General features: G+C 65.0%; 22 protein-coding genes and 1 pseudogene. 15 read left to right on the top strand and 8 right to left on the bottom strand.

Annotated elements, in window-relative coordinates; genetic code table 11:
- Nucleotides 1-12 precede the first annotated feature (12 nt).
- The 8 genes from GEV06_20105 (at nt 13) to GEV06_20070 (ending at nt 6,436) form a co-directional block, all read left to right on the top strand.
- The gene (locus tag GEV06_20105; protein MPZ20196.1) at nt 13-786 is read left to right on the top strand and encodes an IS630 family transposase; all 774 of its coding nucleotides are present in this window, start codon (nt 13-15) and stop codon (nt 784-786) included.
- A 71-nt stretch (nt 787-857) separates the two neighbouring features.
- The gene (locus GEV06_20100; protein ID MPZ20195.1) at nt 858-1,283 is read left to right on the top strand and encodes a hypothetical protein; all 426 of its coding nucleotides are present in this window, start codon (nt 858-860) and stop codon (nt 1,281-1,283) included.
- Nucleotides 1,201-1,692, top strand: a complete 492-nt coding sequence (locus GEV06_20095; GenBank protein ID MPZ20194.1) for a DUF86 domain-containing protein — start codon at nt 1,201-1,203, stop codon at nt 1,690-1,692. Before GEV06_20100 ends, GEV06_20095 begins: the two co-directional genes overlap by 83 nt.
- 189 nt (nt 1,693-1,881) lie before the next feature.
- Nucleotides 1,882-3,120, top strand: coding sequence for a BamA/TamA family outer membrane protein (locus tag GEV06_20090; protein ID MPZ20193.1), 1,239 nt, complete (start codon nt 1,882-1,884; stop codon nt 3,118-3,120).
- Between the two features lie 32 nt (nt 3,121-3,152).
- The gene (locus GEV06_20085) at nt 3,153-4,835 is read left to right on the top strand and encodes a hypothetical protein (GenBank protein ID MPZ20192.1); all 1,683 of its coding nucleotides are present in this window, start codon (nt 3,153-3,155) and stop codon (nt 4,833-4,835) included.
- Between the two features lie 306 nt (nt 4,836-5,141).
- Complete coding sequence (locus tag GEV06_20080; protein ID MPZ20191.1) at nt 5,142-5,882, top strand: hypothetical protein; 741 nt, start codon at nt 5,142-5,144, stop codon at nt 5,880-5,882.
- An 87-nt stretch (nt 5,883-5,969) separates the two neighbouring features.
- Nucleotides 5,970-6,173 (top strand): hypothetical protein, encoded by a 204-nt coding sequence (locus GEV06_20075; protein ID MPZ20190.1) that lies wholly within the window; start codon nt 5,970-5,972, stop codon nt 6,171-6,173.
- 41 nt (nt 6,174-6,214) lie between these two features.
- Entirely contained in the window at nt 6,215-6,436 is a 222-nt protein-coding gene (locus tag GEV06_20070) for a hypothetical protein (protein MPZ20189.1), read from the top strand.
- 22 nt (nt 6,437-6,458) lie between these two features.
- Here GEV06_20070 and GEV06_20065 read toward each other — a convergent pair whose 3' ends face one another.
- Nucleotides 6,459-7,055, bottom strand: a complete 597-nt coding sequence (locus GEV06_20065; protein MPZ20188.1) for a hypothetical protein — start codon at nt 7,053-7,055, stop codon at nt 6,459-6,461.
- Nucleotides 7,052-7,276, bottom strand: a complete 225-nt coding sequence (locus GEV06_20060) for a hypothetical protein (GenBank protein MPZ20187.1) — start codon at nt 7,274-7,276, stop codon at nt 7,052-7,054. Before GEV06_20060 ends, GEV06_20065 begins: the two co-directional genes overlap by 4 nt.
- Before the next feature lie 388 nt (nt 7,277-7,664).
- On the opposite strand from GEV06_20060, the gene GEV06_20055 reads away from it, so the two are divergent.
- Both GEV06_20055 and GEV06_20050 read left to right on the top strand, forming a co-directional pair.
- Nucleotides 7,665-7,868: a DUF2191 domain-containing protein gene (locus tag GEV06_20055; protein MPZ20186.1), complete on the top strand. Its 204-nt coding sequence runs from the start codon at nt 7,665-7,667 to the stop codon at nt 7,866-7,868.
- Nucleotides 7,869-7,870: 2 nt separating this feature from the next.
- The gene (locus tag GEV06_20050) at nt 7,871-8,296 is read left to right on the top strand and encodes a PIN domain-containing protein (GenBank protein MPZ20185.1); all 426 of its coding nucleotides are present in this window, start codon (nt 7,871-7,873) and stop codon (nt 8,294-8,296) included.
- Between the two features lie 46 nt (nt 8,297-8,342).
- Here GEV06_20050 and GEV06_20045 read toward each other — a convergent pair whose 3' ends face one another.
- The 3 genes from GEV06_20045 to GEV06_20035 form a co-directional block, all read right to left on the bottom strand.
- Entirely contained in the window at nt 8,343-8,786 is a 444-nt protein-coding gene (locus tag GEV06_20045) for a PIN domain-containing protein (protein ID MPZ20184.1), read from the bottom strand.
- Entirely contained in the window at nt 8,783-9,031 is a 249-nt protein-coding gene (locus GEV06_20040) for a ribbon-helix-helix protein, CopG family (GenBank protein MPZ20183.1), read from the bottom strand. The genes GEV06_20045 and GEV06_20040 overlap by 4 nt, the downstream gene beginning before the upstream one ends.
- Nucleotides 9,032-9,300: 269 nt before the next feature.
- A complete protein-coding gene (locus GEV06_20035; GenBank protein MPZ20182.1) occupies nt 9,301-9,960 on the bottom strand; it encodes a TetR family transcriptional regulator in 660 nt (219 codons plus the stop codon).
- A gap of 87 nt (nt 9,961-10,047) precedes the next feature.
- Here GEV06_20035 and GEV06_20030 point away from each other — a divergent pair, with 87 nt between their 5' ends.
- Nucleotides 10,048-11,046 (top strand): hypothetical protein, encoded by a 999-nt coding sequence (locus tag GEV06_20030; GenBank protein MPZ20181.1) that lies wholly within the window; start codon nt 10,048-10,050, stop codon nt 11,044-11,046.
- A gap of 118 nt (nt 11,047-11,164) precedes the next feature.
- Here GEV06_20030 and GEV06_20025 read toward each other — a convergent pair whose 3' ends face one another.
- The 3 genes from GEV06_20025 to GEV06_20015 all read right to left on the bottom strand — a co-directional run bounded on the left by GEV06_20025 (nt 11,165) and on the right by GEV06_20015 (nt 13,819).
- Nucleotides 11,165-11,530 carry a VOC family protein gene (locus GEV06_20025; protein ID MPZ20180.1) on the bottom strand — a complete coding sequence of 122 codons (366 nt, stop codon included), beginning with the start codon at nt 11,528-11,530 and terminating at the stop codon, nt 11,165-11,167.
- 143 nt (nt 11,531-11,673) lie between these two features.
- Entirely contained in the window at nt 11,674-12,504 is an 831-nt protein-coding gene (locus GEV06_20020; protein ID MPZ20179.1) for a helix-turn-helix domain-containing protein, read from the bottom strand.
- 130 nt (nt 12,505-12,634) lie between these two features.
- Complete coding sequence (locus tag GEV06_20015) at nt 12,635-13,819, bottom strand: helix-turn-helix domain-containing protein (protein ID MPZ20178.1); 1,185 nt, start codon at nt 13,817-13,819, stop codon at nt 12,635-12,637.
- 17 nt (nt 13,820-13,836) lie between these two features.
- Between GEV06_20015 and paoA the strand changes: the two genes are divergently transcribed.
- The 4 genes and pseudogenes from paoA (at nt 13,837) to GEV06_19995 (ending at nt 20,668) form a co-directional block, all read left to right on the top strand.
- Nucleotides 13,837-14,472: an aldehyde dehydrogenase iron-sulfur subunit gene (gene paoA, locus GEV06_20010; protein MPZ20177.1), complete on the top strand. Its 636-nt coding sequence runs from the start codon at nt 13,837-13,839 to the stop codon at nt 14,470-14,472.
- Nucleotides 14,469-15,427: pseudogene (locus GEV06_20005) on the top strand (xanthine dehydrogenase family protein subunit M). The gene paoA and the pseudogene GEV06_20005 overlap by 4 nt, the downstream one beginning before the upstream one ends.
- Entirely contained in the window at nt 15,424-17,631 is a 2,208-nt protein-coding gene (locus tag GEV06_20000; GenBank protein ID MPZ20176.1) for a molybdopterin-dependent oxidoreductase, read from the top strand. The pseudogene GEV06_20005 and the gene GEV06_20000 overlap by 4 nt, the downstream one beginning before the upstream one ends.
- Before the next feature lie 1,303 nt (nt 17,632-18,934).
- Nucleotides 18,935-20,668 carry a sodium:proton exchanger gene (locus GEV06_19995; GenBank protein ID MPZ20175.1) on the top strand — a complete coding sequence of 578 codons (1,734 nt, stop codon included), beginning with the start codon at nt 18,935-18,937 and terminating at the stop codon, nt 20,666-20,668.
- Nucleotides 20,669-20,697: the final 29 nt, after the last annotated feature.

Genomic DNA, 20,697 nt, shown 5'->3' with positions numbered 1-20,697 from the left:
AGCAGCCGCGGCATGGCGAAAGCGAGCGGATTGGGTCGCACAACGGTGCAACACATCTGGCGCGCGTTTGGGTTGCAGCCGCATCGCACCGAGACGTTCAAGCTGTCGACCGTTCCGCTGCTCATTGAGAAGGTCCGCGACATCGTCGGGCTGTACATGCATCCGCCGACGCATGCCGTGGTGTTCTGTGTGGACGAGAAATCGCAGATTCAGGCGTTGGATCGCACACAACCGGTGCTGCCGACGCGGCCCGGACAGGTCGAACGGCGCACGCACGACTATCGTCGGCATGGTACGACCACGTTGTTTGCGGCGCTCAACGTGAAGACCAGTGAGCTCATCACGCAGTTTCATCAACGGCATCGCGCGACCGAGTTCTGGCAGTTCCTGGATGCGGTGGACTCTGCCGTCCCTCGACACCTTGACGTGCATCTGATCATGGACAACTACGGCACGCATAAGACCCCGTTGATCCGGAACTGGTTCGCCAAGCGCCCGCGCTTTCACGTCCATTTCACGCCCACGTACGGCTCATGGCTGAACCTCGTGGAACGCTGGTTCGCCGAGCTCACGAACAAACAACTGCGGCGCGGCGTCCATCGCAGCGTCGTGCAGCTGAAGGCGGCGATTCGCGAGTTCATCGCTGCGCACCATGCGAATCCGAAACCGTTCATCTGGACCAAGAGCGCCGACGAGATCCTCGCCAGCATTGCGCGCTTCGCCCAGCGAACACTCGATTTTCAGGCCGCGCCACTTATTGCGCGAACCACGCGGTCAGGACACTAGAGTGGCACAACAATTGTGCCGAACCGGCCCCGGGGCGAGCTCCGCGGCCATCGCAGGTATATACTGATTGCGTGCCACTCAGGCTGATTGTTCCGGACGACATCGACCAGCGGCTGGTTGGCCTTGGCGACGCCATCGCCCGTGCCTCTGCAGGTATCGACTTCGCGTATGTGTTCGGCAGCGTGAGCACGAACCGGCGGTCGACGCGCAGCGACGTGGACATCGCCATCCACGCCGCCGAGGGTATCGATGGCCAATTCGCGCGGCTCGAGGTCGCGCGCGCCGCGGCGAAGCACCTGAGTACCGATGCCATTGACGTCGTGCTTCTGAACACGGCTCCCATTTCTCTCGCCGGTCGGGTTCTCGTCGATCGTCGTGTCGTACTGGACCGAAAGCCGTTCGCACGTCATCGGTATGAATCGCGAATCGCTCGCATGTTTCAGGACTTCCGCGTTCGTGAGCATCGACTTCTCACGGCTCGGTACGGGCATGGTTGATCGCGATCTGATCCTGCGAAAAATCGCGGATATCGACTTGTACTTGGAGCAATTGCGCTCTTATCGCGAGGTCGAGCTGGATGCTTACCGCGCCGACTGGAAGACGCAACGCATCGTCGAGCGCACGCTTCATCTCGTCATCGAGGTCTGTATGGATGTCGCTGACCACATTGTGGCCGACAGACAACTGCGTGTACCTGATACAGGAGCCGCAACATTCGACATCCTGGCCGAGGCCGGCGTACTCGCTCGCCCGCTGGCCGATTCTCTTGGACGGATGGTTGGCTTCAGAAACATCCTTGTGCACGATTATGCACGACTCGATCCGTCTCTCGTGCTTCGCGCAATCCGTACGGACGTGCGCGACGTGCAAGAATTCCGAGACGCTATTCTGAACACGGTCGGCTGACGTCAGCGCCAGCTGCGCTCTCGCCGCTAGTTCGCCAACACCTCCAAACGTTTTGTGTTGGTGTCGAACTTCACCAACTCATCTGGCATGAACGTATCGTCATGCTCGCGTTCTCCGTCGCCAGGTCACAGAGCGACGCGACGTCTCCACACAGTAGCGTAAAGTAGGGGAAAGTGTTGCTTTGTGATCATGGAACACGAGACAGTGATCATCGGCGTGAATCTCGAGAGCTTGTGCGGGACGGTCGTGCGCGTGGCTCGCGTCTCTGCGGTGGCGCTTGCATGGCTCGCGTGGCCCAGCGCGACGCTCGCACAGAGCTCCCGTGCGGACGCGCTCGCCATGATGCAGGCGAAGAAGGCGGAACAGCTCAGACCGTATGAGAACTCCACAGGTGAGCAGATCCTGGACACGGCGGAAGAGCTCGTCCTGGCAACGAGCTCGGTGTATCCCTGGATCGGGAGCATTTACCCAGGTGCGTGGCTGGGGCTGGGCGGCGGCTATCAGCGAAGCGTCGCGGACACCGGCCGATTCAACGCACGCGGCGCCTGGTCGGCGCGAAACTACAAGCTCCTTCAGGCGGACCTGGACCTTCCGGAGCTCGTCCGGCACCGCCTCGCGATGACCGCACGGGTCCAGTGGCTCGACGCACCGTCAGTGGCCTTCTACGGCATCGGCAATGAGAGCGACCCGGATCAGGAAACGACGTATACCTACACCCCTACAACACTCGCGGTGACCGGCAGGCTTCAGATCATGGAATGGCTTGCGCTTGGTGGCGGAGCAGAATACCTCGACGTGCGCAGCGATGCCGGCCGGCTCGACGCGTCGCTCGATCCGCCCCCTGTGACGGCGGCGGGCTTCGGCGAGGACGTCTCGTATGGTGTCGGGCGGATCTTCCTGGATGTCGATTGGCGGGACGAGCCAGGCTACAGCCAGCGAGGCGGCCAATACCGCGTTGAATGGGCGAGCTACGGCGACCGCGACACGGGAATGTTCAGCTTCCGGCAAACGGAGGCCGAGATCGTCCAGTTGCTGCCGCTCATGCGAGCCAACTGGGTGCTCGGCTTCAGAGGGTTGGTGACCACCACGGAGGTTGGCGACGCCGAGACGGTGCCGGTCTTCATGCTGCCGGCGTTGGGTGGCAGCTCGTCCCTCCGCGGCTATCCGAGCTGGCGTTTCCGCGATCGACATCGCCTGCTCCTTTCCGGTGAGTACCGCTGGACGCCCGGACAGCTCGTCGACATGGCGATCTTCGTGGATGCCGGGAAGGTCGTGGCGCGGCATCGTGATCTCGACCTACAGGGGCTCAAGAAGAACTACGGAATCGGACTCCGCGTCCATGGCCCCTCGTTCACGGCTCTACGGCTGGATCTTGCCAGAAGCCGCGAGGGATGGGTGCTGAACATCGGCGGGGGGACCGCTTTTTGAAAGGTCGAGGCATGGGCGCGGAGTTTCGAGTCATGTCCAACAGAGCGGTCCTGCGATTCGCGCGGCGCAGCTTGGCGGTGGCGGCGGCCCTCGTCTCGAGTGCGGCATTGGTATCCGCCACACGTCTGGCCGACTCGCCGCACTTCTATGGTGATGACCCATTGTGGGAGGAGGCGAGCACGCAGGACGCCTCCGGAGTGCGGGCCGGCGCGGTGAGCTTGAACTGGGACCTCGTGGAGAACCTGTTCGGAAAGCCGGGCGATCCCGACCTCGACAGGCGCGCGATGAACATCAATACCGTCGGCGAGGTACCCGACGGTCCGTGGTTCACCAATCGTGCCGGAGCGCGCCCGCTCACGCCCGACGAGGTCGCGCGTGGCGGCGGCGATGGGCTCGGACCGGCACCAGGTCGCTGGACGATCGTCTCCGCGAAGAGCGATGGGATCACGCCAGGCTTCACCGTGCGCGACGCACGCGGTGTGGCGTGGTTCATCAAGTTCGATCCACCGGGCTGGCGAGGCATGGCAACCGGCACCGAGACCGTCGTGTCGCGGCTGTTCTGGGCACTCGGCTATCACGTGCCCGAGTACTACGTGGCGAACCTCCGCGTCGACGATCTCGTGATCGAGCCCGGTGCTCAGATTTCTCCGCCCGGCGCCGAGCCGCGTGAGATGCAGCGGCGTGACATCGAGTGGCTGCTCGAGCGCGCGGACCGTGACGCGGATGGCTCTTACCGCGTAAGCGCCAGCAAGATGCTCCCAGGCCGGCCACTCGGAGGGTTTCGTTTTTACAGCACGCGGCCCGACGATCCGAACGACGTCTTCCCCCACGAGCATCGTCGTGAGCTGCGCGGATACGGCACCTTCGCCGCCTGGCTGAACCACGTCGATGCCAAGAGTGCCAACACCCTCGATACCCTGATTGTCGAGGACGGACACGCGTTCGTACAGCACTACCTGTTGGATTTCGGCTCCACGCTCGGGAGTGCCGCTGTCATGCCTCGTGAATACTGGGAGGGCCACGAGTACCTCGTCGAGCCGAAGGAGATCGGCAAGGGCATTCTCGGGCTCGGCTTCTATCGGCGCCCGTGGCGGACGAACCGCGTGTATGAAGCGCCCGCCGTCGGACGTATCCCAGCCGACCACACGCACTGGGATCCCGAGCTGTGGAAGCCGCGCGTGCCGAACCCGGCATTCCTCCGAGCCCGGCTCGACGACAAGTTCTGGGCGGCGCGTAAGGTCGCGGCGATCAGCGACGATGTGATCCGTGCGGCGGTCGCGACTGGCCAATTCGGCGACCCGGATGCCGAGGCGGCGCTTATCCGGATGCTCATCGAGCGCCGCGACGCGATCGTGCGGCGCTATCTTCCAGCGATCAATCCCGTCGTGAATCCAGCGCTTGATGACGCGGGCGTGCTGCGGTTCGAAAACGCTGCGTCCGGCGCCGGTGTGGCGCCCGAGCCCAAGGGGTATCGGGCCGAGTGGTCTTGGTTCGACAATCAGACGGGCGAGACACGTCCGATTGGCAGCACCAGCGGATCCGGTCCGCACCTCCCGGCGCCGGCGCACCTCTCGCGCGCGCCAGGGGACTTCGTGTGTGTGGCCATCAGCGCTGTCGGGGAGGAGACCCACGCCGCATGGGAGAGGCCCGTAGTTGCCTACTTCCGGCCCCGCGCGAACGGATGGAGGCTCGTGGGCGAGGACAGACTGCCGTAGTGTCCCGTAACAGTGATTCGTCACATAATTCCCGGGCGGGGCGCCCGCCTGGCGACGTTGCTCGTCAGTCAAATACGGCCTGTATTCTCCTTCCTCGCGCCTTGCCAGGCGAACGCCGCGCTCCGGGACTTATGCAACGAATCACTGTTGCGGGACACTAGCACGGCTCGACGACAATCTGGATCGGATGCAGCCGATGTTCATATCGTGACTGCATCCGGGCATCCGAAACGATCGGGCATCGCCATGTCCAACCCAGCCAACATCCGGCGCGTCGTCCTGCGGCTGCTGATCGCGCAGCTGGCGATGATGCTTTCCGCGGTCTCAGGTGACGGCATTGCCGCCCAGGCGATCGATGTCCCGTGGAAGGGGGCACGCCAGCTCGTGCTGGTGACGACCGCCGACTGGGACGCCGACCACGGGGTCATGCGCACCTTCGTCCGGACGAAACGCGGATGGCAGGCCGCCGCTGCCGCTGTCCCGGTCACCATCGGTCGTTCGGGTTCAGCCTGGGGCGCGGGCCTGCATCCCGATCGGCCGGGTCCGGTCAAGCGCGAGGGCGACGGCCGCAGTCCCGCCGGCGTGTTCCGGATCGGCGAGGCGTTCGGCTACGCCGACTCGGCGCGCACGGCGCTGCCCTACGCGCCCATGCACGCATCGCATTACTGCATGGATGTGACCGCGTCCCCGCTTTACAACCGCATCGTCGATGCCCGCGAGGTCGGTGAAGCGGCGATCGCAGGCTCCACCGAGCCGATGCGGCGCGACCTTCATGTCGACGGCGATCAGCTCTACAAGCACGGCTTCGTCATCGAGCACAACGCGGACGCACGGGCCGGGGCGGGCAGCTGCATCTTCGCGCACCTCTGGAGGACCGCCGGAGCGCCGACGGTCGGATGCACGGCGATGGCCGAGCCCGCGATGCTCGACCTGCTGGCCTGGCTGCGACCCGAGGAGCACCCGATCTTCGTGCTGCTGCCGGAGCGCGAGTACACCCGCCTTCAAGCGGAATGGCAATTGCCCGATTCTGCTGCCCGATCGCGATGATGTCCCAATAGATCCTTGTGGTCCGCGAGAACCCGACCCGCCCGACCTGGGTGTCGCGCTCGAAGCGATGCACAGCGCGCCGCATTGGTGCACCTCGAGCCGGTTGACGATGGCGTGTTCCAGGTCGACAGGGGCAGCATGGAAGCCGTGAAGGACCACACGCGTGATGTCGGGCGGAAGGCCGAGCTCCACAGTGTCTGGCAGGATGTCTGCTACGCGCTGCGGCTGCTGCGTCGCAGTCCTGGCTTCACGGTTGCCGCCGTAGTTACTCTTCCGTGCATCGTACGGTGACCATATCAATTGCGGTCAGTAACGCACTGATGGAGGGAATCATGTCAATCAGCGAAGTCTTGGGAGCGCTCGCTTGCGCGTCTCTGTTCGCAGGCGGTTGCAGCGGGAGCCCGGAGGCGAACCGGTCGCCGGCAGCCGAGGCAGAAACGGAAAGCGCTCAGGCCGCCGCGCCCGCCGGCGTCGGCCTGCTGGTGCCCGTGGCGTCCAACGACGCCGAGGAAGGCCGCGCCAAGAACCGCCGGGTGGAGCTTGTGAAGCAGTAAACGCCACAGACTGCCGGTCCTCTCACTCTTTCTGGCGCGGCGGGTTGATCATGATGTGGGCGCCGGCGGTGCCCGCGTCCATCAGCCAGGGTGCGTACGCGTTGGGTGTGGTGGCCAGACCCGTCGACTCGGCTGTGGCAAACGGGACGTAGATCACCCAGCGCAGGTACGAATCGGTGACCTCACCGCTGGCCGCGTCGTAGCCTTTGCCGGTCAGCGCGTACAACGTGCGTGGCTCCCGGGGCATCGGCAAGGTGCCGGCCTCCACTTCCTTCCAGCGGGTTGGCCCGAGCAGTTCTCTCTCCACGCCCTCCGCGCGCAGCTCACGGCCGCGCGCCATGAACGGCTCCAGGTCTTTGTGATAACACGCGACACTGAACTCGTCACTCTCGGGGTCGTCGGCCAGGCAGACGAGATCGTTGGACCCTTCGCGCAGCGTGACCACCGCCCCTCTGTCGTCGTAGCCGAGCACCGCGGCATCGCCGCGGCGGTCCTCGGGGGCCGCGAGCACGGCCGCCGCCATCTGCCGCTCCGCCGAGCGCGCCTCCTGCGCGGCCACGTTCCGCACCGTTGCGCCGGAAGCCACGAGTACCAGCATCGCCACCGTCATCGTTTTCATGTCGTCCCTCTCATCCGCATCCGTGCGATCTTGCGCCCGTTCCCGCACGAACTGGCCGTGCGGCCAATTCGGCATGCGTGTTGCGCCTCTTGGAACATCGTCTCGCGTGCGTTCGCGTGTCCGCCGGGCACGACCACCAAGACCGTCACGATGGCCACGGTCACGCCAAGCACCTTGTAGATGCTGCCGATCAGGCGAAGCGTGTGGTACCTCGTCTCCATGATCCACCTCCCAAGAGATGCCGTGAGCAGGAGTCTAGCGGATTCCTAGTCTGGGAGCGCGTCTGTTGGGGCCGTGTCCGACCGTCGCAACCACTCGCAGGGGCGACCACGGAGTTGGACATGCGCGGGTCGATCGCGCCGCCGTGCGGGCGGAAGCGAACGTGCGGAATTCGTTGATCATGTGCGCCTGTCGCCTTTGATGCTGTGCTCGAAGAGTTCCACGAGAATGGAACGCCGGACCTCTCCCCGGTGCGAATCGCCGAGACGTTCTCCATGCTGGCGCCATTTCGCATTCGACCTGCGCATAGAGCCACCGAGTTGGGTGGTCGCCTGACTCATGATGCGGGTATTGGTTGCCGAAGAATCCAAACTAGCCTACAGTAGATTCATGAAGACCACAGTTGATATTCCTGATGGCGAGTTGGAGGATGCCATGCGGTTCACTCGGGCCCGGACCAAGCGTGAGGCGATCGTGACTGCCATTACGGAGTTCAACCGTCGTCGACGCATGGCCGAACTGGCGAAGTTGGCGGGAACGTGTCCCGACCTGATGACTGTCGACGCACTGCAGCAGATGCGTCGCCGAGCTTAGCGATGGTTCTGGTTGACACTTCCTCCTGGATTCACTTCCTGCGTCCCGATGGCGACGCCATTGTTCGCGGAAGGGTCGAGGCCGCGCTCCATGCCGGCTCTGCCCGCTGGTGCTCGCTCGTCCGACTGGAGCTCTGGAACGGCGCGGGCGGTGACCGCGAGAAGAGGATTCTGCGGGATTTCGAACGGCACGTCCCGGAACTCGGCATCACTCCAGAGGTCTGGAACGATGCGTACGAGTTAGCCCGGCGCTGCCGAACGGCCGGCGTGACCGTGCCGGCCACCGATCTGCTTATCGACGCCTGCGCACGGTGTCACGGCGCGGCGCTCGAACATGCCGACGGCGACTTCGACCAGATTGCGAAGGTCGCGCCGCCGGACGCTGCGCGGGAGAACGCCAAGAGCGATCAGGTTGAGGACGAGACGTAACGACGCCTCATATCGATCAACTCGAGGCATGTCGCGTACCGCGATGCTACTCGGAGGACTTGGTTGGAGCCGCCTCTTTGCCGCGAGCGATGGCACCGGGCAAGACGTCAAAGCCCTGCTCGCGAAAGTGTGGATCGAAGGCAAACGCGGTGCGCACCACGCGGTTCCTCATGACGTGGAAACTGCTGCAATCTACGAGGCTCAGCCTTCGACGATCGGTCGCGAGCAGCGCAGTCTGCGCGTGCATATGATCGGCTTCGGTAATCCAATGCACGTCGAGGGCGGGGAGGATGTCCCCACACAGCACTCGGACTGCCTCCCTGCCGAGCCGATGCTGCACAAGGGCAGTCGTCTCGACGACGACATAGTTGGTTACGAGCAGGGTATCGTCTGTCTCGAGTAACCTGCCCCACGTGGCCTTAGCGACAGGATGATTCTGGTCATCGCGGTCAAGTACGGCGTACAACGCGGACGTATCGACCAGGATCATCGCGACTGGAAGGCTTCCACGAGCGTCTCGTCGTGGTGGCTCGACGTGTCATGCACGCCAGACGCAAACCGGCCAGCAGCGCGAATCGCGCGATGACGAAGCTCCCGCCCGCTTGGCGGCTCCGTGCGAGTGAACGCATCGATAGCCTGACGTACAAGCTCGGCAAGGGAGGTGTTCTCGCGCTTCGATCGCCGACGCAGCGCCTCTGCTTGCTTGTCGGTCAACTGAACCTGTGTTCGAACCATACATCATGATTACAAAGATGATGACATGATGCAAGTTCATGGGCCCGCTGCCCGCAATCGCTGCCCGCGGCCTTGACGCGCTCTGCGTCACGCAGCGCCCACCATCCAGTTGCGGAAATCGTCCCTAACACCCAGCCAGCCTTCGCTCGCCTTCGGCGAGCTTCGGCTAGGCCGGCGGAGCCGGCCAAGTCGAAGCGAGTAACGGAAAGGCGGAGGCGGACAACCCCATAGAGCGCCTCTTCAACGAATTGAGCCCGAGGCTCCAACGGCTAGACCGTACCGCGAAGGTTCTGGTGAGGAGGCCGAGTGTCGACTCCGACTCCGGTCCGCAGCCGCTCGATCGCGTATCGCATCAGCTCCTCGACGCCACCCGGCTCGCGCAGCTGGCCATCGATGCCCAGCATGGCTACGCCATGCACGACCGCCCAGACGAACCTGGCCATCGTCACGGTGTCGTCGCCCCGCACGGCCGCGTCACGCTGCAGCGCGGCGAGGGCATCCACGAGCGCCTGAAAGGCGCCCGCGGCCTCGGCGTCCAGTTCGGGCTCGGACGCCTTCCGGTCGACGAAGCCGCCGAACATCACGCGATAGTGCGACGGGTTGGCGACCGCGAAGCGCACGTAGGCAACCCCCATCGCCTCGAACGCCGCGCGTTCGCGGCCACCTTCCTCCCAGGCTGTGACAAGTTGCTGGCGCAGCGTGAGGAACCCTTCGGCGGCGACGGCAGCGAGCAGCGCCCGCTTGTCGGCGAAGTGTCGGTACAGCGCGGTACGCGAGACGCCTAGCCGGGCCCCGATTTCGCGCAGGGTCAGACCGTCGACGCCTTCCGCGCGGATGGTGGCGAGCGCCTCGTCGAGGAGGGCGCGGCGGAGGTTGCCGTGATGGTAGGGACGGTCCGGCTTGCTGGCCGCCCGTGTCAATCGCGCCATACGACCTCATCTTACTGGCAGATGTTGACATCGTCAACATTGTGAGATATCTCTATGTTGACGCTGACAACATCAGAGGAGCCTTTCATGGATTCGACACCACGCGCCTCCCGGTCTACTGCGGGGCTTCGAGCCGCCGCCCTGCTCGATCGCCTGTGGCGTGCCAGCCCGCCGCTGACGGCGGTGGGAGCGCTGATGCTCGTCGTGGCCGGCGCTTCACTGGTGGGCATGCTCGTCGATCCGCGAATCATCACCGGGGCGCCCGCCTGGCTCAAGCCTTTCAAGTTCGCGGTCTCCACTGCCATCTACAGCCTGACGCTCGCGTGGATCTACGGATCGTTGTCGGACTGGCCGCGCGTCCGCCGCGTCGTGGGCTGGATGACCGCGATCGTGTTCGTGCTCGAGGTCGCCATCATCGACACACAGGCCTGGCGCGGGACGACGAGCCATTTCAACGTGTCGACGCCGCTCGATGCGGCGCTGTTTTTCATCATGGGCGGCGCGATCCTCCTGCAGACGCTGGTGAGCGTGGCGGTCGCCGTCGCGCTGTGGCGGCAGCGATTCACTGACAGGGCGCTCGGATGGGCCCTGCGTCTCGGCATGACGCTCACCATCGCCGGCGCGCTGACCGGCCCGCTCATGACTCGTCCAACGGCCGCGCAGCTTGCGGACGCCCGTGCCGGAAGCCGCATGACGATTTCGGGCGCGCACTCGGTCGGCGGCGTGGACGGCGGTCCCGGCATGCCGGTGACGGCGTGGAGCCGGGAGCATGGCGATCTGCGTGTTCCACACTTCATCGGTCTGCACGCGATCCAGATGCTCGCGCTCATCGCGCTCGGCCTACGGCGGTGGCGTCGGCCTGCGGCCGTTCGCGTCAGGGCACTGCTGGCTGCAGCGGCAAGCTATGCGTCGCTGTTTCTGCTGTTGCTCTGGGAGGCGCTGCGAGGACAGAGCCTCCTGGCGCCCGATGCGACGACGCTCGCATCGATCGTGATCTGGGGCGTGGTCACCATGCTCGTCCTCGTCTGGATCACCGTTCGCTCGCGCCGGGTCTCGCGCGACGGTTCGGATTGGATCGCCGTATGACCGCCGCGCTTCCTTTGGGGATGACACATGAGTATCGTACTGACCTTTGCGATATCAACAGCTCGGCAACCCGCTCGGACTCGAGCTCGCAGCTCAGGCGAGGAATGCGCGTATCTCACTACGCTTGAAACAGCTCAATCGGGTTCCCCGACGGGTCATCCAGCAAAATCTGCGAGCCTCCAGTCCCTCGCACGATGTCATTGCGGAAGTGGAGGCCGGCTGCGCGCAGGCGCGCGACCTCGGCGGCCAGGTCGCCGATCGCAATCTGGATGCGGTTCCATCCGCCGGGCTCGGGCATGCGCCCGTCGGGCATCGCCCGCGCCCCGCCCCCCGGGCCCGTCACGCCACTCAACGCGAGCCGCAACGGCCCTCGCGCCACCAAGGCGAAGCCGGGACTCGCATCGCGGGTGACCGTGAATCCAAGGTGTTTCGTATAAAACTCCAGACTGGCCGGCACGTCGTTGACGATGTAGCGAACGATCACGGTGGTTTCTGGCTGCCTCTGTGGTAAACACACGTCGGCGGTACTGTTCACGAGCGTGACTCCTTGTTGGGGACGTGGGCGTCCGCCCTTCAGGATCCATTCTGCAGAGACAGTAAGCAACCTTCTTGGAAAAAATTGAACTCTCAGCGGATCGCGATGTGATTGCGCAACAGGTTGAGTGTGTCCTGGACGTCCCGCAGATATTCCGTCGGGCTCAGACCTGAGAGCGTGCGGAACTCATTCGCCAGATGTGATTGATCGAAATACCCGCAGGCAAGGGCCATCTGGGCCCAGTCGATATGTCCTGTCCGTTGAGCCAGCGCATGGACGCGCTGGAAGCGGAGAACGCGGCAAAACAGCTTCGGCGTGAGACCCACTTCGGCGGTGAAGACAGTAATGAACCTCCGATGGCTGAGACCTGCCTGCCGTGCGGCCTCTCGAACGGACGCACCCAAGCCGCTCGGTCCGAAGCGCTCGAGCGCGAATGGAACGACGGGATGCCGCCGGACGGTCGACCGGAGTCGCCCGACAAGCACCGCTTCCAGGAGCTGGAAGCGCTCCCGATGTGTCGCGGCTGCGCACAGGCGCTCGCGCAGCTCACGAGCGGCGGCTTCGCCCCAGAGCGCCGCCAGATCGACATGCATATCCGTCAAGTCACCAGACGGCACTCCCAGGACCACAAAGGCACCGCCCGGCCTGAAGTGCACGCCCATCATCGCCGCGTGCTGCATCGCATCGACGATAAACACTCCGGAATATGTTCCGGAAACGGCCACGCCGGAAAACATCCTGGCGCGTGTGGAATCAGTCGCGCCATCAATCCGCACACGGTCCTCGCGCAGATTGACCACGAGCTCGATCGTCCCGCTCGGGAGGATTCGGTCTTTGCGTGGCAACTGACCGTCGACGGCCAGCCAGATCCGCTCCACGAACTCGCTCAGTGGCGGTCGTGGGGTGTAGGAGAGGTACAGCACGACAGTCGTTCCTCGTCTCTGTCCCGTGTGCTCCAGAGATCCAGCACGCGCGCAAGCTCAGAGCGCGCCCGACCGGTTGCACCCCCAACAGTCTGGACAACTCTCGACCCTGGCTCGTCAGCGAAGGAGCTCAGAGAGTGGGCATCACAGGACGTGGCTCAGACTCCACCGCGGGTTCGAGCCGACTCGCGACCGCGCCTCGCAGCCGCTCGACGTCGCGCACCGGCGGCTCGCCGAAGAGCCTCTTGTACTCCCGGCTGAAGTGCGACGGATCGTCGTAGCCCACCCGGTATCCAACGGTCGCGGCGTCGGAATCACCACCACCCAGGAGGAGCCGCCGGGCCTCCTGCAGCCGGAGCTGTTTCTGGAACTGCAACGGGCTCATCCCGGTGACCTTCTTGAAGTGGTGGTGGAGGCCCGAAATGCTCGTCCCGAGCTTCCGGGCGAGGCCGGCGATGCGGAGAGGCTTGTCGTAGTCCTTGCGAAGCAGCTCGATCGCCTTTGCGATTCGGTCCGCACGGCCGCCGATGACGGCGATCTGGCGAAGCTGCCCGGCCTGCTCTCCGAGCGATAGCCGGTACACGATCTCTCGGACGGCGAGTGGCGCGAGCACTCCGTAGTCGCTCGGCGTGTCGACGAGCCGGACCACGGCATCGAGCAGGCTCGTGCCGAGCCGGCTGACGGACAAGGCCCTGACGGTGCCACTTGCCGGCGAGGTGACGAGGCCGGCCTCGATCAGGACCGCCGTGATCACGGCGGGGTCAAGCACGACGCGCACGCCGAGGTACGGTCGCTCCCTCGACGCTTCGACGATGTGGCCCGCCAGAGGCAACCCGGCTGAGATGAGCAGGTAGTGGGAAGCGTCGTAGCGGTAACGTTCTTTGCCGAGGAGCACCTCTTTGCTTCCCTGGGCGATGACGCAGAAGGACGGCTCAGTGACGCGGTAGATGGGCCTGGTCGGCACCGAGGCGCGAGAGAGGAAGAGGCCTGGAGCCGCCTCGATGGTCCCGTCCTCCTCAAGATGACGCGCGATCCGCTCGGCGAGCTCGTCCCTGCTCGCTTGCGCCCGCTCGAGTTCGCGTTCTTCCGCTCGAGACTTCGATAGCACGGTGGCCCCCCGTTTTTCGCCCTCGCCCGATCGACGATTCGAGCCTGCAGAATCGTACAACGAATTCGCACGATCCTCATACCGCCCGCCGGCCTCGCCAGAGCAGACTGCTGGAGGTGCGTTCAAGCAGCCAACAGAAGGAAGATTCCCGATGAACGCAACCCAAGGGGCCCGGCTTCCAGAATCCTGTGGCTTTTGAGCGGACATCGGCTGGAGAACACGACATGAAACGTCCCGGCAGCCTCGACATGACTCGGCGTGAGTTGTTGAAGGTCGGCGCCGCGTCCGTGGCGGCGACCGCAGTCCCGCTATTTGCCAAGGACCAGGCGCCTGCGACAGAGGCGCCCGTCCTCTCGACGGTGTCCTTTGACGTGAACGGCAAGGCCTGCGAGCTCGAGCTCGATACGCGGACCACGCTGCTCGATGCGCTGCGTGAGCACCTGCATCTCACGGGAACCAAGAAAGGCTGCGATCACGGCCAGTGCGGCGCGTGCACGGTGATCGCCGGCGGGCGTCGGATCAATGCCTGCCTGACGCTCGCGGTGATGCACGAAGGCGACCGCATCACCACGATCGAAGGCCTGGGCACGCCTGCGAACCTGCACCCGATGCAGGCCGCCTTCGTGAAGCATGACGGGTACCAGTGCGGCTATTGCACGCCCGGGCAGATCTGTTCCGCGGTGGCGATGCTCGACGAGATCAAGGCCGGCATCACGAGCCACGTCAAGGCCGACCTCATCGCGCAGCCGCAAGCGACCGCCGCCGAGTTCCGCGAGCGCATGAGCGGCAACATCTGCCGCTGCGGCGCCTATTCCAACATCGTCGACGCCATCACCGAGGTCGCCGGGAGGGGAACATGAAACCGTTCACCTACGAGCGTGCGCAATCGCCCGCGCAGGCGGCGGCCGCCGCCGCCCGCAGCCGGGACACGAAGTTCATCGCGGGCGGCACGAACTTGCTCGACCTGATGAAGCTGGACGTCGAAACGCCCACGCATCTGATCGACGTGAACGGCCTGGCGCTCGACAAGATCGAACCGACGGCCGAGGGCGGGCTGCGCGCCGGCGCGCTGGTCCGCACACGGATCTCGCGGCAGATCCGCGTGTACGGCGCGATTATGGCCTGCTCTCGCGCGCGCTGCTCGCCGGCGCCTCGGGTCAGTTGCGCAACAAGGCGACCACCGCCGGTAACCTGCTTCAGCGCACACGCTGCCCCTATTTCTACGATACGAACCAGCCCTGCAACAAACGCCAGCCGGGCAGCGGCTGCGCCGCGATCGGCGGCGTCAGCCGACAGCATGCGGTCGTCGGTGTGAGCGAGGCGTGCATCGCCACACACCCCAGCGACATGGCGGTGGCTATGCGTGCGCTCGATGCGACGGTGGAGACGGTGCGGCCGAACGGCTCGACGCGACGCATTCCGATTGCCGAGTTCCACCGCCTGCCAGGCGACACGCCCCATGTCGAGACCACGCTGGAAGCTGGCGAGCTGATCACCGCGGTCACGCTGCCCAAGCCGATTGGCGGCACGCAGATCTATCACAAGGTGCGCGATCGCGCCTCCTATGCCTTTGCGCTCGTCTCGGTGGGCGTCGTCGTGCAGCGCGACGGCACGGGACGCGTGGCACTGGGAGGCGTCGCGCACAAGCCGTGGCGCGTCGAAGCGGCCGAGGCCGACATGCCGCGCGGTGCCAAGGCGGTCGTGACACGGTTGCTCGCCGGCGCCAGGCCGACGCGCGAAAACACCTTCAAGCTGACGCTGGTCGAGCGCACGCTCGGCGCGGTGCTGGCGCAGGCGAAGGGAGCACCGCGATGAAGTTCGACAGGCCCGCCACCGCCAATCCGATCGATCAGTTGAAGGTGGTCGGCAAACCCACCGATCGGATCGACGGACCGTTGAAGACGACGGGTTCCGCGCCGTATGCCTATGAGCGGCACGATGTCGTGCGCAATGCGGCGTATGGGCACGTCATCGGTTCGGCGATCGCCAAGGGACGGATCGCGTCGATCGATGTGAGCGATGCCAGGTCCGCGCCCGGGGTGCTCGCGATCGTCACGGCGAAGACGGCCGGCTCGCTCGAAAAGGCCGACCGGAACACCGCCCGGCTGCTCGGCGGTCCGGAGATTCAGCACTATCACCAGGCGATCGCGCTGGTGGTCGCGGAGACGTTGGAGCAGGCACGCGCCGCCGCGCAACTGGTCCGCATCAAGTATGTCCGCGCCGAGGGCGCGTTCGACCTAGCCGCAGCCAAGGACACTGCGATCACGCCCGAACGCATCGTCGGGGGCGCGCCGGACACGGCCGTGGGCGACTTTGCCGGTGCGTTTGCCGCGGCGCCGGTCCAGCTCGATGTGACGTACACCACGCCCGATCAGGCCCACGCGATGATGGAGCCGCAGGCGTCGATCGCAGCGTGGAAGGGCGACACGCTGACGCTGTGGACGTCGCACCAGATGATCGACTGGGGCGCGACCGACCTGGCGACGACGCTCGGGCTGCCAAAGGAGAATGTCCGCATCATCTCCCCCTACATCGGCGGCGGCTTCGGCGGCAAGCTCTTCGTACGGGCTGATGCGCTGCTGGCCGCGCTTGGCGCACGTGCCGCGCGACGGCCCGTGAAGGTGGCGCTGCCGCGGCCCCTGATGTTCAACAACACGCCCCATCGGCCCGCGACGATTCAACGGCTCCGGCTGGGCGCGACCCGGGATGGCAAGATCACCGCGATCGGCCATGAGAGCTGGTCCGGCGACCTGGCTGGCGGCAAACCGGAGTCCGCCGCCAGATCGACACGCAGGGTCTATGCCGGCGCCAACCGCATGACGGCGGTGCGGCTTGCCGTGCTCGACCTCCCCGAAGGCAATGCGATGCGTGCGCCGGGCGAGGCACCGGGATCGATGGCGCTTGAGGTCGCCATGGACGAGATGTCGGAAAAGCTCCACCTCGATCCCATCGAGTTTCGCATCCTCAACGACACACAGGTCGATCCCGAGCGTCCGCAGCGCCCGTTCTCGCAGCGTCGTCTCGTCGAGTGTCTGCGCACCGGCGCGGAACGCTTCGGCTGGAGCAAGCGCAATCCACAGCCTGGCAGAACGCGCGACGGGCAATGGTTGATCGGCATGGGCGTTGCCACTGCCTTCCGCGACAGTCCGGTGACGACGTCGGCGGCGCGCGTGCGCCTCGACAGTCGCGGCATCGTCACCGTCGAAACCGACATGACCGACATCGGCACTGGCAGCTACACGATCATCGCGCAGACGGCGGCCGAGATGATGGGCGTACCATTGCGCGACGTGGTCGTGCGCCTGGGTGACTCCGCCTTCCCGGTGTCGGCGGGCTCGGGCGGCCAATGGGGCGCGAACAGTTCGACCTCCGGCGTGTATGCCGCCTGCGTCAAGCTGCGCGAAGCGGTGGTACAAGGACTCGGCTTCAACCCCGCCGATGCGGTGTTCGAGGACGGCCGTGTCCGTGAGGGCGATCGCAGCGTGTCGCTCGCCGAGGCCGCAGGCGGACGCGGCATCGTCGCCGAGGATGCGATCGAGTTCGGCGACCTCGCGGAGACGTATCATCAATCGAGCTTCGGCGCGCACTTCGTGGAAGTCGGCGTCGACGCCGCCACCGCCGAGGTCCGCGTGCGACGCATGCTCGCCGTGTGTGCCGCGGGCCGCATCCTCAACCCGAAGTCGGCGCGTAGCCAGATCATCGGCGCGATGACCATGGGCGCCGGCGCGGCGCTGATGGAGGAGCTCGCGGTCGACACGCGCGTTGGCTTCTTCGTCAACCATGATCTCGCCGGTTACGAAGTACCCGTGCATGCCGACATTCCGCACCAGGAGGTGATCTTCCTCGATGAGACCGATCCGATCTCGTCGCCAATGAAGGCCAGGGGCGTGGGTGAGCTCGGCATCTGCGGCGTCGGCGCGGCCATCGCCAACGCGATCTACAACGCCACCGGCGTGCGCGTGCGCGACTATCCGATCACGCTTGACAAGCTTCTCGACCGGCTGCCGGAAGCAGGATAATTGCGCGAAGGAGAGGGAGGGCGCCCGCTGTTGTTCCTCGCCGGTGCAGCCCTCTCGCGCGTCACTGGAGCTTGGTGGCCCCAATCGTCGCCAGGTCGAACCTCGTGCATTGGCTGCGGCGCGTCGAGCGTCTACGACAGAGGCGCAATGATCATGCAGCGGTAATCCGCCAGGGTCGAAAATCATCCTCAGGGGTCGATTTTCATGAGCGTTCGCGGGCTGCAGGCCCCTGTCGACAGTTGCGAAAATCGTCCCTGACACCCAGGCATTTGTCCGAAATGTCGGGCATGCCAGCTCGCGGGCGAGGTCCATCCCCGGACCTCAAGCATGAGATTCTCCGCTGTGTGTCAGCGCGTGCTGGCGTCTGGACGTATGACGGCAGGGCGTAAAAGGGTAGGTCACGGCCTATGCAGGAGCAAGGGCGGTGGACCACACTGTAGGGCCGCGCACCACACTCGCCTTATTGCCGCGATATACTGCGGGCCGTGCGAAGCTGGCGACTCGTCCACCTGCTTGCGGTTGTAGCCTTGTCAGCCGTTCCCTGCCTGGGCGGCATCGGCCTGGACAACGCCACGGAACAGCGGACGGACGGCAGTGGCCGACCGTACGTCTCGCTGTATTCGCCGGTAACGAACTGCGCACACGGGATCCGAGCGAAAGACAGCGACACACTCGGCCTCGTTCCCGGCCATCGGACCGCCCGCCCTTGGACTCACCCTCCAGTCGTCCTGCCAGGCCAGCGTGTCCCGCCGCTGTCAGGGCCGCTCAAAGATGCGCTTCGCCGCTTACCTTTAGCCTCTCGACCACCCCCTCTCGCCTGACACGCTTGCGGATCGCGTTACCGACACCAGCGGCTCTGCCGTGATGGTCGTCGTGGGCGTGTTTAATCACGTTTTCCAGGCGGGAGGCACGTGTGGACACAGGGGAACTCATCACGTTTGGCGTTCTGGCGGTTATTGTTGTTATTGTCGCGATCGTTGGGCGACGCGTGCAGGTGGTGCAGCCTCCACAAAGCGCAACACAAGAGGACACGACAGAGGATCGACCATCTCACAAGCAGCAGCGAGCGCCCGCAGGGCAGCCGCCGCCTGAAATGACGACTCGTCCCAATGCAGCCGCACGCTCAGAGCGCCGGCGGAAACGCGGGTAACACGATCGTCCAAAGACCGGCGCTGGGCACTTGGAGCAACCTCGTGGCACCCAGCAACGAGCCCACTGCGAACCGGTACCCGGTGGCAATTGATGCCCTCGACGCTCCGTCAGCTGCTGAGGCCAATGGCGGTCCTGTCGTCGTTTTTCTCACATGCACGATTACGAGCTGATCCTCACGTTGACCGGCGGGCTTGGTGCGGCGTTGGTGTTGGGCTACATCACCCAGCGCGTCGGTCTGTCTCCCATCGTTGGCTATTTGCTCGCGGGTACCCTTGTCGGCCCGCACACGCCCGGCTTCGTCGCCGATGCCTCGTTAGCGGAGCAACTGGCAGAAATCGGCGTGATTCTGCTCATGTTCGGTGTGGGGCTTCAGTTTCACCTCGACGAGCTGCTCGCGGTCCGGCGTGTTGCCATACCTGGCGCTGTTGCGCAGAGCGCGGTGGCGACAGCGTTGGGCGCTCTCCTCGCGGTCACTGTTGGTTGGGACTGGTCAGCAGGGCTGATCTTCGGCATGGCGCTGGCTGTCGCCAGCACTGTCGTCCTGGTACGCGTGCTCGCGGACAATAACGACCTGCATACGGAGGCCGGCCACATCGCCGTTGGGTGGTTGGTGGTCGAAGATCTCTTCACCATTCTCGCGTTGGTGCTGCTCCCAGCACTGTTCGGCACAACCGATGCGGAGACGCCGCTCTGGGCCGCTTTGGGGTTGACCGCCGTTAAAGTCTTCGCGCTTGTGGCGTTCACGGCAGTCGTCGGCACTCGTATGATTCCGCGGGTGCTCGACTACGTCGAAGGAACGAAGTCACGAGAATTGTTCACGTTGACCGTGCTGGTTGTCGCGCTGGGGATTGCCACCGGCTCCGCGTTGATCTTCGGCGTCTCCATGGCGCTTGGCGCATTTCTCGCGGGTATGATCGTCGGTCGATCTGAGTACAGCTTGCGCGCTGCCTCGGAAGCACTGCCCATGCGAGATGCATTCGCCGTACTGTTCTTCGTCTCTGTTGGGATGCTGCTCGATCCGAGCTCTCTGTGGGAAGCACCGGGCCTCGTCATCGGCGCGTTGATGGTCGTGCTGCTCGGAAAACCGCTCGTCGCGTTGCTGATTGTGTGGGCGATGGGGTACCCGGTGAGAGCGGCCCTCACGGTCGCCATCGCGCTGTCGCAGATCGGCGAGTTTTCGTTCATTCTCGCGACGCTCGGCAGAGAACTTGGTGTGCTGACGTCAGCCGCGGCGAATGTACTCGTCGCGACGTCGATCGTGTCAATTGTGCTCAACCCCTTGCTGTACCGGGCGATTGGACCCGCAGAGCGATGGATCGCCGCCCGGCCACGGATCCGAAAGTTGATGGATCGCGCACCAGCAACAGCGATCGACGCGAAATCTCCAGGGACACGTCGTCCACCCGATCCGAGTCATCGCGCGGTGGTGATCGGGTACGGCCCAACGGGTCGCACGGTGGTCGACCTGCTGCGTGACAACCGCATCGAGCCGACGGTCATCGAACTCAACATCGACACTGTGCGGGCGCTTCGCGACCGTGGGATCGACGCCGTATACGGCGATGCGACTCGTCCTGAGACGCTCGTTGCGGCAGGCGTTCCCGCGTCAAGCAACCTCATTCTTGGTTCTGCCAGGATGGCCAACAGCACCGAGGTGATCCGCGCCGCGCGCGGGCTGAACCCAGAGGTGCGCGTCCTGGCGCGCGCATCGTATCTGCGAGACGTCGGAGCTCTGAAGGCAGCCGGCGCCGACACCGTGTACTCAGGTGAAGGGGAAGTCGCCCTTGCGTTCATTGAGAACATTCTTGAGACGCTCGGCGCAACGCCAGAGCAAATCGATCGAGAACGTGCACGCGCGCATCGCGAACTGTCCTCTGAGTCGTGAGTCTGTCGCCGCCTATCATCTCGCGTGGA

The organism is Luteitalea sp. (assembly GCA_009377605.1).
Taxonomy (GTDB): Bacteria; Acidobacteriota; Vicinamibacteria; order Vicinamibacterales; family Vicinamibacteraceae; genus WHTT01.
This window is presented reverse-complemented; position numbering and strand designations above follow the sequence as displayed.

Bases quoted from the DNA above. Each gene is read 5' to 3' on its own strand.
- GEV06_20105 (MPZ20196.1), top strand. From the start codon at position 13: ATGGCGAAAGCGAGCGGATTGGGTCGCACAACGGTGCAACACATCTGG.
- GEV06_20095 (MPZ20194.1), top strand. From the start codon at position 1,201: ATGAATCGCGAATCGCTCGCATGTTTCAGGACTTCCGCGTTCGTGAGC.
- GEV06_20090 (MPZ20193.1), top strand. From the start codon at position 1,882: ATGGAACACGAGACAGTGATCATCGGCGTGAATCTCGAGAGCTTGTGC.
- GEV06_20085 (MPZ20192.1), top strand. From the start codon at position 3,153: ATGTCCAACAGAGCGGTCCTGCGATTCGCGCGGCGCAGCTTGGCGGTG.
- GEV06_20080 (MPZ20191.1), top strand. From the start codon at position 5,142: ATGATGCTTTCCGCGGTCTCAGGTGACGGCATTGCCGCCCAGGCGATC.
- GEV06_20070 (MPZ20189.1), top strand. From the start codon at position 6,215: ATGTCAATCAGCGAAGTCTTGGGAGCGCTCGCTTGCGCGTCTCTGTTC.
- GEV06_20065 (MPZ20188.1), bottom strand. From the start codon at position 7,055: ATGAAAACGATGACGGTGGCGATGCTGGTACTCGTGGCTTCCGGCGCA.
- GEV06_20060 (MPZ20187.1), bottom strand. From the start codon at position 7,276: ATGGAGACGAGGTACCACACGCTTCGCCTGATCGGCAGCATCTACAAG.
- GEV06_20055 (MPZ20186.1), top strand. From the start codon at position 7,665: ATGAAGACCACAGTTGATATTCCTGATGGCGAGTTGGAGGATGCCATG.
- GEV06_20050 (MPZ20185.1), top strand. From the start codon at position 7,871: ATGGTTCTGGTTGACACTTCCTCCTGGATTCACTTCCTGCGTCCCGAT.
- GEV06_20045 (MPZ20184.1), bottom strand. From the start codon at position 8,786: ATGATCCTGGTCGATACGTCCGCGTTGTACGCCGTACTTGACCGCGAT.
- GEV06_20040 (MPZ20183.1), bottom strand. From the start codon at position 9,031: ATGGTTCGAACACAGGTTCAGTTGACCGACAAGCAAGCAGAGGCGCTG.
- GEV06_20035 (MPZ20182.1), bottom strand. From the start codon at position 9,960: ATGGCGCGATTGACACGGGCGGCCAGCAAGCCGGACCGTCCCTACCAT.
- GEV06_20030 (MPZ20181.1), top strand. From the start codon at position 10,048: ATGGATTCGACACCACGCGCCTCCCGGTCTACTGCGGGGCTTCGAGCC.
- GEV06_20015 (MPZ20178.1), bottom strand. From the start codon at position 13,819: ATGTCCGCTCAAAAGCCACAGGATTCTGGAAGCCGGGCCCCTTGGGTT.
- paoA (MPZ20177.1), top strand. From the start codon at position 13,837: ATGAAACGTCCCGGCAGCCTCGACATGACTCGGCGTGAGTTGTTGAAG.
- GEV06_20000 (MPZ20176.1), top strand. From the start codon at position 15,424: ATGAAGTTCGACAGGCCCGCCACCGCCAATCCGATCGATCAGTTGAAG.
- GEV06_19995 (MPZ20175.1), top strand. From the start codon at position 18,935: ATGCACGATTACGAGCTGATCCTCACGTTGACCGGCGGGCTTGGTGCG.